A 12,733-nucleotide genomic window follows, 5' to 3' on the forward strand; every position below is an offset into this window, starting at 1 on the left:
CTTTGCGGTTTTTAGCGGTGCATCCCGGCGGCTTAAGCCAGCTTGCCGTGGCACGCCTTGTACTTCTTGCCGCTGCCGCATGGGCATGGATCGTTGCGGCCGACTTTCAGGCCCAGCTCCATCAGCTGTTCGCCGCTCAGGCCTTGCAGCTCTGGCGGCAGGCCGGTGAATTGCGGCGGCGCCAGCAGGTCTTCCGGTGCGGCGTTCGGGTTGAAGTCGGCGTGCTGGTAGCTGACGTTCTCAACGTGCGACTGCTGCATCGCCGCTTCCGCCGCGTCGATCTCTTCGCGCGACTGGATGCGCACGGTCATGATCAGCTTGACCACTTCGTTCTTGATCATGTCCAGCATCTGGCCAAACAGTTCGAACGCCTCGCGCTTGTATTCCTGCTTGGGGTTCTTCTGCGCATAGCCGCGCAGGTGAATGCCCTGACGCAGGTGATCCAGCGCCGCCAGGTGTTCGCGCCAGTGCGAGTCCACCGATTGCAGCATGACGTTGCGCTCGAAGCCGCCGAACGATTCCTTGCCGACGATGTCCACTTTCGACTGGTACAGCGCATCGGCCGCGGCCAGCACGCGTTCCAGGATTTCCTCGTCGTTCAGGTCCGGCTCTTTTTCCAGCATGGCGCTCAGCGGCACGTCGATCTGCCACTCGGCAGCCAGCGCGGCTTCCAGGCCCTTGATGTTCCACTGCTCTTCCACCGATTCCGCCGGCACGTATTCGCGCACCAGATCGGTGAAGGCGCCGTGGCGCAGCGACTGGATCAGTTCCGAAATATCGGTCGCTTCCAGCAGCTCGTTACGCTGCTGGTAGATGACTTTACGCTGGTCGTTGGCGACGTCGTCGTATTCCAGCAGTTGCTTACGGATGTCGAAGTTGCGGGCTTCGACCTTGCGCTGCGCCGATTCGATGGAACGCGAAACGATGCCTGCTTCAATCGGCTCGCCTTCCGGCATTTTCAGGCGGTCCATCACGGCGCGCACGCGGTCGCCGGCGAAGATGCGCAGCAGCGGGTCGTCCAGCGACAGGAAGAAGCGCGACATGCCCGGGTCACCCTGGCGCGCGGCACGGCCACGCAGCTGGTTGTCCACGCGGCGCGATTCGTGGCGTTCGGTGCCGACGATGTGCAGGCCGCCGGCGGCCACCACTTGCTCGTGCAGCGCCTGCCAGCCGTCGCGCAGTTTTTGCGCCTGCTCGGCTTTCTGGGCATCGCTCAGTTCAGGATTGGCTTCGATGAACTGGATTTGTTTTTCCACGTTACCGCCCAACACGATGTCGGTACCGCGACCGGCCATGTTGGTGGCGATGGTGATGGCTTTCGGCGAACCTGCCTGGGCGATGATCTCCGCTTCACGCGCGTGCTGCTTCGCGTTCAGCACGTTGTGCGGCAGGCCAGCCTTGGTCAGGATGCCCGACAGCAGCTCGGAGTTTTCAATCGAGGTGGTCCCCACCAGCACCGGCTGGCCGCGCTCGTAGCACTCGCGGATTTCCAGCATCATGGCGTTGTACTTTTCCTGCGCCGACTTGTACACCTGGTCCTGGCGGTCCTTGCGCTGCGATGGACGGTTAGGCGGAATCACCACGGTTTCCAGACCGTAGATTTCCTGGAATTCGTAGGCTTCGGTATCGGCCGTACCGGTCATGCCGGCCAGCTTGGCGTACATGCGGAAGTAGTTCTGGAAGGTGATCGAGGCCAGGGTCTGGTTCTCGTTCTGGATCTTCACGCCCTCTTTCGCTTCGACCGCCTGGTGCAGGCCGTCCGACCAGCGGCGGCCGGTCATCAGGCGGCCGGTGAATTCGTCGACGATCACCACTTCATTGTTCTGCACCACGTAGTGCTGATCCTTGAAGTACAGCGCGTGCGCGCGCAGCGCCGCGTACAGGTGGTGCACCAGCGTGATGTTGGCCGAGTCGTACAGCGAGGCGCCTTCCGGCAGCAGGCCCATCTTGGTCAGGATGGCTTCGGCTTTTTCGTGGCCGGCTTCGGTCAGCAGCACCTGGTGCGATTTCTCGTCCTTGGTGTAGTCGCCCGGCACTTCGACCTTGCCCTTGCCGTCCGGCGTGTCTTCGCCGATTTGCAGCGTCAGCAGGCGCGGCACTTCATTGATCTTGTAGTACAGGTCGGTGTGGTTCTCGGCCTGGCCGGAGATGATCAGCGGGGTACGGGCTTCGTCGATCAGGATCGAGTCAACTTCATCGACGATGCCGAAGTTCAGCACGCGCTGCACGCGGTCCTTGGCGTCGAACACCATGTTGTCGCGCAGGTAGTCGAAGCCGAATTCGTTGTTGGTGCCGTAGGTGATGTCCGAGGCGTAGGCCTGCTGCTTGTCGGCGTGCGCCATCTGCGACAGATTGATGCCGGTGCTCAGGCCCAGCCAGCCATACAGCTTGGACATGGTGTCGGCGTCGCGCTGGGCCAGGTAGTCATTGACCGTCACGATGTGCACGCCCTTGCCGGACAGCGCGTTCAGGTAGGCCGGCAGGGTCGCGGTCAGGGTCTTGCCCTCGCCGGTGCCCATTTCAGCGATTTTGCCGTAGTGCAGAACCATACCGCCGATCATCTGCACGTCGAAGTGGCGCATCTTCATGACGCGCTTGGACGCTTCACGGCAGACGGCAAACGCTTCCGGCAGGATCTGGTCCAGCGTCTCGCCGTTGGCGATGCGTTCCTTGAAGGCCGGCGTCTTGGCTTGCAGCTCTGCGTCCGACAGTTTCTCCATGGCCGGTTCGAGCGCATTGATCTCGCGTACCGTTTTTTGGTATTGCTTGAGCAGGCGCTGGTTGCGGCTGCCGAAAATCTTGGTCAGAAAAGACATGCTTAATTAGGCCGGTAAAGGGTTCGACTACGACAAAAGACGGTGATTTTATCACGCGTCCGGAGCTACATTGGGTTATTGGCCGATATAACAATAGCCCAACCATACACAATGTCACAAAATCAATCGATTTTACCCGGTGGTGACGAGTTTGGGGCGCTGTGATATGTTTCGCCGCATGCGTTTCAACTCCTCCAATATCTCGCTCAAGCGCCCGACCGCGGTGGGCGCCACCGATTTCCTGCGCCGCAACGACCGCATGGCCGCGTTGCTGCCGGCGGTCGAGCGCATGGCGCGCCTGCAAAAGGACTGCGCCCAGTGCCTGCCGGCCATGTTCAAGCATTGCGAAATCCTGGCCTTCGAAGACGGCCAGCTGGTGCTGTCGTTGCCGACCACGGCGCTGGCGGCCAAGCTGAAGCAGCAATTGCCGAAGTTGCAAGACACGCTGGCGCAGCGCGGCTGGCAGGTACAGGGCGTGAAGTTGAAGGTGCAGATGGCCAAGCCGGCCGAGATCAAGGAAAAGATGCGGGCGCTGGAACTGCCGCCGGCCGCCGTCGAGGCTTTCGACCAGCTCAGCGCCGAGCTGGAGGCCAGCCCGCAGAACAGCGCGCTGATCGACGCGGTCAAGGCCATGGTGGCCCGTCGCCGCGCCGGGGGCGGCTAATTAAGTTAGCGCCCACTCACGCGCCATCTGGCGCACGTAGGATTGCGGCGCCACGTCATTGCTTTCAAACGTGACGATTTCATAGGCATCCGGATGCTTGAGCAGTTCCAGCAGCAGCTGGTTGTTCAGCGCGTGGCCGGACTTGTGCGCCTCATAGCTGGCCAGCAGCGGGTGGCCGACCAGATACAGGTCGCCGATCGCGTCCAGGATCTTGTGGCGCACGAACTCGTCTTCATAGCGCAGGCCGTCCGAATTCAGGATGCGGTACTCGTCCATCACGATGGCGTTTTCCAGCGAACCGCCGCGCGCCAGGCCGATCCCGCGCAGCATTTCCACGTCCTGCATGAAACCGAAGGTGCGGGCGCGCGCCACGTCGTGCACGTAGGAGACATCGCCGAAATCGACGTGCGCGCGCTGCTGCGTGCCATCCACCGCCGGGTGGTTGAATTCGATGAAGAAGTCGAGCTTGAAGCCGTCATGCGGCAGCAGGCGCGCCCATTTCTCCTTGTCGCCCGTGCCTTCGCGGATTTCCACTGGCTTGAGCACGCGGATGAATTTCTTGGCGGCCGGCTGCTCCAGCACGCCCGCCTGTTGCAACAGGAAGACGAAGGACGAGGCCGAGCCATCCATGATCGGAATTTCCTCGGCGCTGACTTCAATGTACAGATTGTCAATCCCGAGGCCGGCGCAGGCCGACATCAGGTGTTCGACGGTCGACACGCGGGCGCCATCCTTGACCAGCACCGAAGCCATGCGGGTATCGCCCACCGCCATGGCGCTGGAGGGGAACTCCACCATGGGCTGCAAGTCGACGCGGCGGAACACAATGCCGGTATCCGGCGCGGCCGGACGCAAGGTCAGTTCGACCTTGGTGCCGGAGTGCAGGCCGACACCCGTGGTGCGGACCAATTCTTTGATAGTGCGTTGTTTTAACATCCGCCGATTATAGCGTGATTACGGATGCTCGGCCTCGGCATGGACCGCCTCGCGCCGGACCAGATAAATGCCGCTGGCGATGATGATGCCGGCGCCCAGCAGGGTATAGCCATCCGGCAGGGTCTGCCAGAGAATCCAGTCGATCGCCACGCCCCAGGCCAGCGCCGAATATTCAAACGGCGCCACCACCGAAGCCTTGCCGGTGCTGAACGCGCGGGTGATGGCCAACTGGCCGAAGAAGCCGGACAGGGCCAGCGCCAGCAGCACCCACGCATCCTGCGCGCGCACCGGCACCCAGTTTTGCACCGACATGGCCAGGCCGCCGCAGGCCATGAGAATCAGATACCAGAACATCATCGACTCGTTGGAATCGGTGCGCGCCAGCACGCGGCTGACGATGGCGGTGGTGGCGTAGCAGAACGCCGAGCCGAGGATGGCCAGGCCGCCGATCGACAGGAAGCCCGTGCCTTCCGGCCGCAGCACCACGATCACGCCCACCAGTCCGACCACGATGGCCACCCATTGGCCCAGGAAGACCTTTTCCTTCAGCACGAACACCGACAGCGCGGTGATCAGCGCCGGCGCGATGAAGAAGATGGAATACGCCTCGGCCAGCGACAGCATGCTGAGGCCGAACGCGAACATGGTCAGCATGCCGACGCCGAGCGCGCTGCGCAGCAAATGCATGGGCCAGCGCACGCGCGTGATGCCCTTGAAGGCGCCGCGATACAGCATGTAGCCGCACAGCAGCGGCAGCGAGCTCAGTGCGCGCAGCGCCGTGACCTGGCGGGCGGGATAGTGTTCGGACAGCAGCTTCATGGTGGTATCCATGAAGGAGAACATGGCAACGGCGATCAGCATCGCGTAAATCGCGTGCAGGTTTTCTTGGCGGCTGGACAGGGGAAGCTCCTGGAAGGAAAAACGTCATCATGGCGACGTTGGGAGCCAGGACGGCGCGGGTGGCGCCATCCTTGTCATTATACAGCTTGAGGTTGGGGTGCCTGGCGCGCCGCCCGGGCAGCCACTGCGCGGCACTCGGCTACGGCAGCGCGGCCTGCCCATTGGCAGCGGCGGCGATCACGGCATCCCATGATGGCTGGGCCGGAAACACTTCTTCCAGAAAGCCGAGGAAGGCCCGGACGTTGGGATTGTTGCGACGGCTTTGCGGCCACAGCGCGGTAATCGGCGCGCGGTCGATCGCGAATTCGCTCAATACCGGCAACAGCTCGCCACGTGCCACATAGCGCGCGGCGACGTAGGTCGGCGAAATGCCGATGCCGCCCTGGCTTACCAGCAGCTCGGCAATCGCATCGCTGGTATTGGCGATGGCCCAGCTGCGCGGCGTCATCTCGATCACGCGGCCGCCCACCATGAACGGCCAGCGCAATACCTGGCCCGAGCTTTGAAATCGGAAGTTCACGCAATCGTGCTGCGCCAGGTCATCCGGATGACGCGGCGTGCCACGCGCGGCCAGATAGGCCGGCGAGGCAAACGCGCACAGGCGGTGCGAGGCCAGCCGGCGCGAGATCAGCCGCGAATCGGCCAGCTCGCCCACACGGATCGCGACGTCAATCCCTTCCTCGATCAGATCCACAAACTCATCGCCAAGGCGCAAATCGATCGACAATTGCGGAAAGCGCGCCTTCAGGCGCGCAAGGTTCGGCGCCAGGATATGCGTGCCGACTGGCAGCGCGGCGGCGACCCGCAGCACGCCCGACGGCGCGGCCTTGGCCGTCAACACCGCCTGCTCGATGTCCTCCGCCTCCCGCAACAGCCGCAAGGCGCGCTCGTGCAAATCCCGCCCCTCCGTCGTCAGCGTCAGCGAGCGCGTGGTGCGGGTGAATAGCGGCAGGCCCAGCTGCTGCTCAAGCCGTTGCACGCTTTTGCTGACGGCGGATGGCGAAATCGCCAGCGAGCGCGCGGCCGCCGTGTAGCTGCCCAGCGATGCGGCACGGGCAAAAGCAATCAGGCCAGTCAGCCTGTCCAATCCAATTTGTTCCATAATGGAATGATTAAAACGAATTTCAAGCCAATTGTCAAACCGGTGGCATCACTTTACTCTGGCTTCTGTCAGCGCACTGCGCGCTTCACTTCTCAAGGAGCTGAAATGAATATCTCGTCTGTTATCCCGTCATCGTTGTCCGGCAAAACCGTGCTGATCATCGGCGGCACTTCCGGTATCGGCCTGTCGGCCGCGATTCAGGCAAAGGCCGCGGGCGCGGCGGTGATTGTCGCCGGCATGAACGCCGAACGCGCCGCCGCCGCCCAGGCTGAGCACGGCTTTGCCGGCCACCGGGTCCTCGATGTGACCAGCGAGGCCGACATCGAACGTGGCCTGGCCGATCTGCCGCGGGTGGATCACCTGGTCCTGCTGGCAGGCAGCTTTGTGGTCGGCAAAGTGCTGGATGCGGAATTGCCAGTGCTGCACCGGGCCTTCGATGAACGCTTGTGGGCGGCCGTGCATGTGATCCGCACGCTGGGCGACCGGCTTGCTGCGGACGCATCGATCACCTTCATTTCCGGCGCCCTGGCCGATCGTCCGAACGCCCACGGCACCGCCATGCTTGGCGCCGCCAGCGCCGCGATGGAAGCCCTGGCGCGCGGCCTGGCGCTTGAACTGGCGCCACGCCGCGTCAACACGCTGTCGCCCGGCCCGATCAAGACACCGCTGTGGGACAAGTCCCTGGGCGACAACCGCGACGCTTATGTCGTCAGCCTGCAATCGGCGCTGCCACTACAGCGGCTGGGCCATGCCGACGAGGCAGGCGCGGCGGCGCTATTCCTGATGACCAACAACTACATGAACGGCGCCACGCTCCATGTCGACGGCGGCTCCCGTCTGGTGTAAGGACAGCATGCTGCCCCGACCGTTCATGGCAGCAGCATCACCAGTTTGAAATCGTGACGTTGGGCGAGGCGCAGCGTGACTTGGTTAAAGACGAGTTCACCGGCGCGGGGATGGTGGAAGCGGCGCTGGCCGCCTTCGCGGCTGACCACGTCCTGTGAATGCCACAGGGCTTTGAACTCCGGGCTGTCTTGCGATAGTTCGGCGATCAACGCGGCCAGTAACGGCTCGCCGGCGTGCTTGCCGATGTCGGCGCGGAATTCGGCCACCAGGCGGTGCGCGCGGTCTTCCCAATCGACGATCAGGCCGCGCGCGGCGGGGCTGCGGAACATGAAGCGCAGCAGATTGGGCCTTGCCGGCGCGGCCTGTTCCACATCCAGCCAGCCGCCGAACAGGGCCAGCGCGTGTTCGTTCCACGCCACCGCGTCCCATTGACGGTCCAGCATATAGGCCGGCGCGTCGATGGCGGCGACGATGGCGTCCAGCGATTCACCGCCCTCGGCGTCATCCTCACCATGCTGCGGATCGAGGCGCTCGGCCAGGCTGAACAGGTAGCTGCGTTCGGCGGCGGTGAGGTGCAGCACGTCGGCCATGCGCGCCAGCAGTTTGCCGGAGGCCGCCACTTCCCTGCCTTGCTCCAGCCACGTCAGCCAGGTCGGGCTGACATCGCACAGTTGCGCCAGTTCTTCGCGCCGCAGGCCGGGCGTGCGGCGGCGTCCGCCACCGGGCAGGCCGACGCTGGCCGGCGTGGTGCGTTCGCGGTGGGTGCGGATGAATTCGCCGAGGGTGGTAGTGCTCATACCGGAATAAGTCCTTGTCTTGTTACAGGATAGCAGTCCCTCTATTCTGCACTGACTTACCCATCTTGAGGAGAAAGATCATGCAGCAGCCAGCCGTCGTCGCCCAGCAGTTTGGCAATACCGCCAGCGCGTATTTGACCAGCACCGTCCACTCGCAAGGCGCCGATCTGGCCAAGCTGCGCGAGATTGCGGCGGCCGTGCCCAAGCGGCCGGTGGTGCTGGACCTCGGCTGCGGCGCCGGTCACGCCAGCTTTGCGGTGGCGCCGGTGGCGGAGTCGGTGACGGCGTTCGACTTGTCGCCCGAGATGCTGGCGGTAGTGGCCCGTGCGGCACAAGAGCGCGGCTTGCAAAATATCGACACGCAGCAAGGCAACGTCGCCAGCCTGCCGTTTGCCGACGCCTCGTTCTGCATGGTGGTGACGCGCTTCTCGGCGCACCACTGGCTCGATGTACCGGCCGCGCTGCGCGAAGTGAGGCGCGTGTTGAAGCCGAAAGGTGTACTGGTCATCATCGACATTACCGCGCCGGAAACGCCGCTGCACGACACCACCTTGCAGGCCGTCGAGTTATTGCGCGATGGCTCGCACGTGCGCGACTACCGCCCTTCGGAATGGATGCGGATGCTGGCTGACGCCGGATTCGCCGCCGAGCGCGTCGACGACTGGAAACTGCAAATGAAATTCGACGACTGGACCGCCCGCATGCGCACGCCGGCCGAACGCGTGACCGCCATCCGCAGCCTGCTCCACACCGCGCCAGAAGAAACGCGTCACTACTTCGCCGTGCAGCCCGACGACTCCTTCACCATCGACTCAACGCTGTTCAAGGCCGCGCACGCGAGTGGCGATATCTACTGAGACTTGCGTTCCTTGTCCGCGGCGACACGCGTTGAAGTATGTGCCGTGAACACGGCCTCGCCTGCGGGGAAAATTGGGATCGGCAAGCTGCTCAACTTGGTCATCAATTCGATCAAACAGTTTTGCAGCCGCCACGGGTTTGGTGCGAGCGACATAGCGCTCGATGGCATCCAGATCAGCGAGCTAGCTCGCACTCCGGATGACCTGTTTCATGAGGCACCGCGACGTGCCTTTTTCGCAGCACGAATGGCCGTCCATTCTTCAGCCGAATATATACGGTTGGAGCCGTCATGCAGTCTAGTCAAAGAGATCTCGACTTTATTGGTCATCCATTCATCATGCGTTAGCAAGCCGAAGCCTGGAAGCCATGCTCAAACACCTCCCCTGCCGCAAACAAGGTCACAGCAGATATGCCACCGGACGCATAAGCTTTCTGTAGCTCGGTCAAATTCATGAGTTTCATCCTATCCCCCCAGTCGCTGTATAGAGCGCAATCATAAAACGACTTCTCACGCCAATTATTGCTGCGAATTAAAAGTGGACTAAAGCTCCGATGCCATGTTGCGAAGCATGGCAGGTCACTATCTTACGCCTGCCGCACAACAAGCCCTCCAAAGCAAAACGGCGCCGAAGCGCCGTTTTTGTCGTCCGCCGGTTGGCGATTGATTACAGCTGACCCAGCAGGGTTTCAGCGTTGGAGACTTCGAATTTGCCGCCTTGTTCGATGTTCAGCTGGGTGACCACGCCGTCCACCGCCAGCAGCGAGTAGCGCTGCGAGCGGGTGCCCATGCCGAACTTGCTGAAGTCGGCGTCCAGGCCCAGCGCCTTGGAGTAGGCGGCGTTACCGTCAGCCATCATGCGCACGACGCCGGTGGCTTTCTGGTCGCGGCCCCATGCGCCCATTACGAACGCATCGTTGACCGAGATGCACCAGATCTCGTCCACGCCCTTGGCTTTCAGCTCGGCGGCGTGCTTCACGTAACCCGGCACGTGCTGCGCCGAGCAGGTTGGGGTGTAAGCACCTGGCAGGCCGAAGATGGCGATCTTCTTACCTTTGACCAGATCCTGCACGTTGAAGGTGTTCGGGCCCAGCGAGCAGCCTTCGGTTTCGGTTTCGATGAATTCGGACAGGGTGCCTTCCGGCAGCTTGTCACCAATCTTGATGGTCATGGATAAACTCCTTTTATGAATATAAAAAAGCCGCACCAAGGTGCGGCTCTTCCCTCGGATAGAACCCGAAGTATGCCTTAATCGGCTTGTTTGCGCAGGAAAGCTGGAATGTCGTAGGTTTCCATGCCGTTTTTCTCCATCGCGCGCACTTGCTCCGAGGCCGACTCGCGACGCCATACGGCGGGCGCCTTCATGCCGTCGAAGGCGGGCGATGCGCCGCCGGCCGCGCCCATCGACAGGCCTTGCGCCGCAGCCGCGCCGCCCATGGCGGCCGATGGCATCATCGGGCTGTTGTGGGTGCCGGTGCGCAGCATTTGCTGAGGAACCAGCTGCACGTGCTTCTTGGCCTTGCCCAGACCAGTAGCCACCACGGTCACGCGGATGTTGTCGCCCATGTCGTCGTCGTAGGCGATACCTTGCGCGATCGACGCATCCGGCGCCGCGAACGCGCGCACAGCGGCCATGACTTCCTTGATCTCCTTGCCTTTCAGGCCGCGCGATGCGGTGACGTTCACCAGCACGCCGCGTGCGCCCGACAGGTCCACGCCGTCCAGCAGCGGCGAAGCCACGGCTTGTTCGGCGGCGATGCGCGCGCGGTCCACGCCCGACGCGGTGGCGGTGCCCATCATGGCCTTGCCCTGCTCGCCCATGATGGTCTTGACGTCGTTGAAGTCGACGTTGATGTGGCCCGGCACGTTGATGATCTCGGCGATACCGGCAACCGCGTTGTTCAGCACATCGTCGGCGTGTTGCAGCCATTCGATCAGCGATTCGTCTTCGTAGATCTCTTCCAGCTTCTCGTTCAGGATCACGATCAGCGAGTCGACGTTGGCCGACAGCTGCTCCAGACCTTCGTCGGCGATGTCCATGCACTTCTGGCCTTCGTGCGAGAACGGCTTCGACACCACGGCCACGGTCAGCGCACCCTGTGCCTTGGCCACTTCGGCCACGATCGGCGCGGCGCCGGTGCCGGTGCCGCCGCCCATGCCGGCAGCGATGAAGACCATGTGCGCGCCGCGCAGCGCGTCTTCGATGCGCGCACGCGATTCTTCCGCCAGCTTGCGGCCGACGTCTGGCTTCATGCCGGCGCCCAGGCCGGTGTCGCCGATCTGGATGATGTTGTCGGCCTTGGACGTCGCCAGTGCCTGCGCGTCGGTATTCGCGGCGATGAACTCCACGCCCGACATGCCTTTGTTGATCATGTGCTGCACCGCATTGCCACCCGCACCGCCGACGCCGACGACCTTGATGACAGTGCCCAAAGCTGCGTTATCGACCATATCGAACTCCATGATGTAACTCCCTATCAGAATGCGGTTTTCAAGCGCCAGTCCTCATAATTGTAGGAGAACTGGGGATTGAAAACTGCGGTTTAATATAAAAAATTCAGATCTTTCGTACTACCTCAGAAATTGCCGAGGAACCATTCCTTCATGCGCTGCCAAACTGCCTTAACCGATCCATCCTGCCGCGTGACGATGTGGCCACGCAGGTACTGCTTTTTCGCTTCCAACAGCAGGCCAAGCACGGTCGCGTAGCGCGGGCTGCGCACCACGTCGGCCAGCTGGCCACGGTAATCCGGCGTGCCCAGGCGCGCCGGCTTGAGGAAGATGTCTTCCGCCATTTCGACCATGCCCGGCATGATCGCGGTGCCGCCGGTCAGCACGATGCCCGACGACAGCACGCCCTCGTAGCCCGACTCGCGCACCACCTGGTGCACCATCGCGAACAGCTCTTCCACGCGCGGCTCGATCACGGCGGCCAGCGCCTGGCGCGACAGGTTGCGCGGGCCGCGGTCGCCCAGGCCCGGCACCTCCAGCGATTCGCCCGGATCGGCCAGCACCTGCTTGGCCACGCCGTAGCGGATCTTGATCTCTTCCGCTTCGGTGGTCGGGGTGCGCAGCGCCATGGCGATGTCGTTGGTGATCTGGTCGCCGGCGATCGGGATCACGGCGGTGTGGCGGATCGCGCCGTCCGAGAACACGGCGACGTCCGTGGTGCCGCCGCCGATGTCGATCAGCACCACACCCAGTTCTTTCTCGTCGCCGGTCAGCACCGCGTCGGCGGAAGCCATCGGTTGCAGGATCAGGTCCGACACTTCCAGGCCGCAGCGGCGCACGCACTTGACGATGTTCTGCACCGCCGACACCGCGCCGGTCACGATGTGCACTTTCACCTCAAGGCGGATGCCGCTCATGCCGATCGGCTCGCGCACATCTTCCTGGCTGTCGACGATGAACTCTTGCGGCACCGTATGCAGCAGCTGCTGATCGGTCGGAATGTTAACCGCCTTTGCCGTTTCAATGACGCGCGCCACGTCGGTCGCCGTCACTTCCTTGTCCTTGATCGCCACCATGCCGCTGGAATTGAAGCTGCGGATATGGCTGCCGGCGATGCCCGCGTACACGTTGCGGATCTTGCAGTCGGCCATCAGCTCCGCTTCTTCCAGGGCGCGCTGGATCGACTCCACGGTCGCCTCGATGTTGACCACCACGCCCTTCTTCAAGCCCCTGGACTCGTGCTGGCCCAGGCCAATCACTTCGTGGCGTCCATCGCCCATCACCTCGGCCACCACGGCCACCACCTTGGAGGTGCCGATATCGAGGCCGACGATCAGGTTTTTAGCGTCTTTAGTCATTTCTTTT

The 12,733-nt window shown here is 62.9% G+C and carries 12 protein-coding genes; 3 read left to right on the top strand and 9 right to left on the bottom strand.

What is annotated here, in order from left to right:
- Positions 1-32 precede the first annotated feature (32 nt).
- A complete protein-coding gene (gene secA, locus GM676_RS06890) occupies positions 33-2,816 on the bottom strand; it encodes a preprotein translocase subunit SecA (RefSeq protein WP_155462690.1) in 2,784 nt (927 codons plus the stop codon).
- A gap of 178 nt (positions 2,817-2,994) precedes the next feature.
- Here secA and GM676_RS06895 point away from each other — a divergent pair, with 178 nt between their 5' ends.
- Entirely contained in the window at positions 2,995-3,480 is a 486-nt protein-coding gene (locus tag GM676_RS06895) for a DciA family protein (protein ID WP_229262567.1), read from the top strand.
- Here the strand turns inward: GM676_RS06895 and lpxC are convergent, their stop codons facing one another.
- From lpxC to GM676_RS06910, 3 genes are all read right to left on the bottom strand, one after another.
- The gene (gene lpxC / locus GM676_RS06900) at positions 3,481-4,416 is read right to left on the bottom strand and encodes a UDP-3-O-acyl-N-acetylglucosamine deacetylase (protein WP_155462692.1); all 936 of its coding nucleotides are present in this window, start codon (positions 4,414-4,416) and stop codon (positions 3,481-3,483) included. It abuts the gene before it with no gap.
- A gap of 18 nt (positions 4,417-4,434) precedes the next feature.
- A complete protein-coding gene (locus tag GM676_RS06905) occupies positions 4,435-5,277 on the bottom strand; it encodes a DMT family transporter (RefSeq protein ID WP_155462693.1) in 843 nt (280 codons plus the stop codon).
- Between the two features lie 178 nt (positions 5,278-5,455).
- The gene (locus GM676_RS06910; protein WP_229262568.1) at positions 5,456-6,403 is read right to left on the bottom strand and encodes a LysR family transcriptional regulator; all 948 of its coding nucleotides are present in this window, start codon (positions 6,401-6,403) and stop codon (positions 5,456-5,458) included.
- A gap of 120 nt (positions 6,404-6,523) precedes the next feature.
- On the opposite strand from GM676_RS06910, the gene GM676_RS06915 reads away from it, so the two are divergent.
- A complete protein-coding gene (locus GM676_RS06915; protein WP_155462695.1) occupies positions 6,524-7,264 on the top strand; it encodes an SDR family oxidoreductase in 741 nt (246 codons plus the stop codon).
- 23 nt (positions 7,265-7,287) lie between these two features.
- Here GM676_RS06915 and GM676_RS06920 read toward each other — a convergent pair whose 3' ends face one another.
- Positions 7,288-8,061 (bottom strand): helix-turn-helix transcriptional regulator, encoded by a 774-nt coding sequence (locus GM676_RS06920; protein ID WP_155462696.1) that lies wholly within the window; start codon positions 8,059-8,061, stop codon positions 7,288-7,290.
- Positions 8,062-8,141: 80 nt separating this feature from the next.
- On the opposite strand from GM676_RS06920, the gene GM676_RS06925 reads away from it, so the two are divergent.
- Positions 8,142-8,918, top strand: coding sequence for a class I SAM-dependent methyltransferase (locus tag GM676_RS06925; RefSeq protein WP_155462697.1), 777 nt, complete (start codon positions 8,142-8,144; stop codon positions 8,916-8,918).
- On the opposite strand, the gene GM676_RS32915 is transcribed toward GM676_RS06925, so the two are convergent.
- The 4 genes from GM676_RS32915 to ftsA all read right to left on the bottom strand — a co-directional run bounded on the left by GM676_RS32915 (position 8,874) and on the right by ftsA (position 12,726).
- Complete coding sequence (locus tag GM676_RS32915) at positions 8,874-9,092, bottom strand: hypothetical protein (protein ID WP_155462760.1); 219 nt, start codon at positions 9,090-9,092, stop codon at positions 8,874-8,876. The two genes, GM676_RS06925 and GM676_RS32915, sit on opposite strands and share 45 nt — an antisense overlap.
- Positions 9,093-9,584: 492 nt before the next feature.
- The gene (locus GM676_RS06935; RefSeq protein ID WP_155462698.1) at positions 9,585-10,088 is read right to left on the bottom strand and encodes a peroxiredoxin; all 504 of its coding nucleotides are present in this window, start codon (positions 10,086-10,088) and stop codon (positions 9,585-9,587) included.
- A 77-nt stretch (positions 10,089-10,165) separates the two neighbouring features.
- Positions 10,166-11,380, bottom strand: a complete 1,215-nt coding sequence (gene ftsZ / locus GM676_RS06940) for a cell division protein FtsZ (RefSeq protein ID WP_155462699.1) — start codon at positions 11,378-11,380, stop codon at positions 10,166-10,168.
- 113 nt (positions 11,381-11,493) lie between these two features.
- Positions 11,494-12,726 carry a cell division protein FtsA gene (gene ftsA / locus GM676_RS06945; RefSeq protein WP_155462700.1) on the bottom strand — a complete coding sequence of 411 codons (1,233 nt, stop codon included), beginning with the start codon at positions 12,724-12,726 and terminating at the stop codon, positions 11,494-11,496.
- Between the last annotated feature and the right edge of the window lie 7 nt (positions 12,727-12,733).

It is taken from the genome of Duganella radicis (assembly GCF_009720825.1).
Taxonomy (GTDB): domain Bacteria; phylum Pseudomonadota; class Gammaproteobacteria; order Burkholderiales; family Burkholderiaceae_D; genus Rugamonas; species Rugamonas radicis.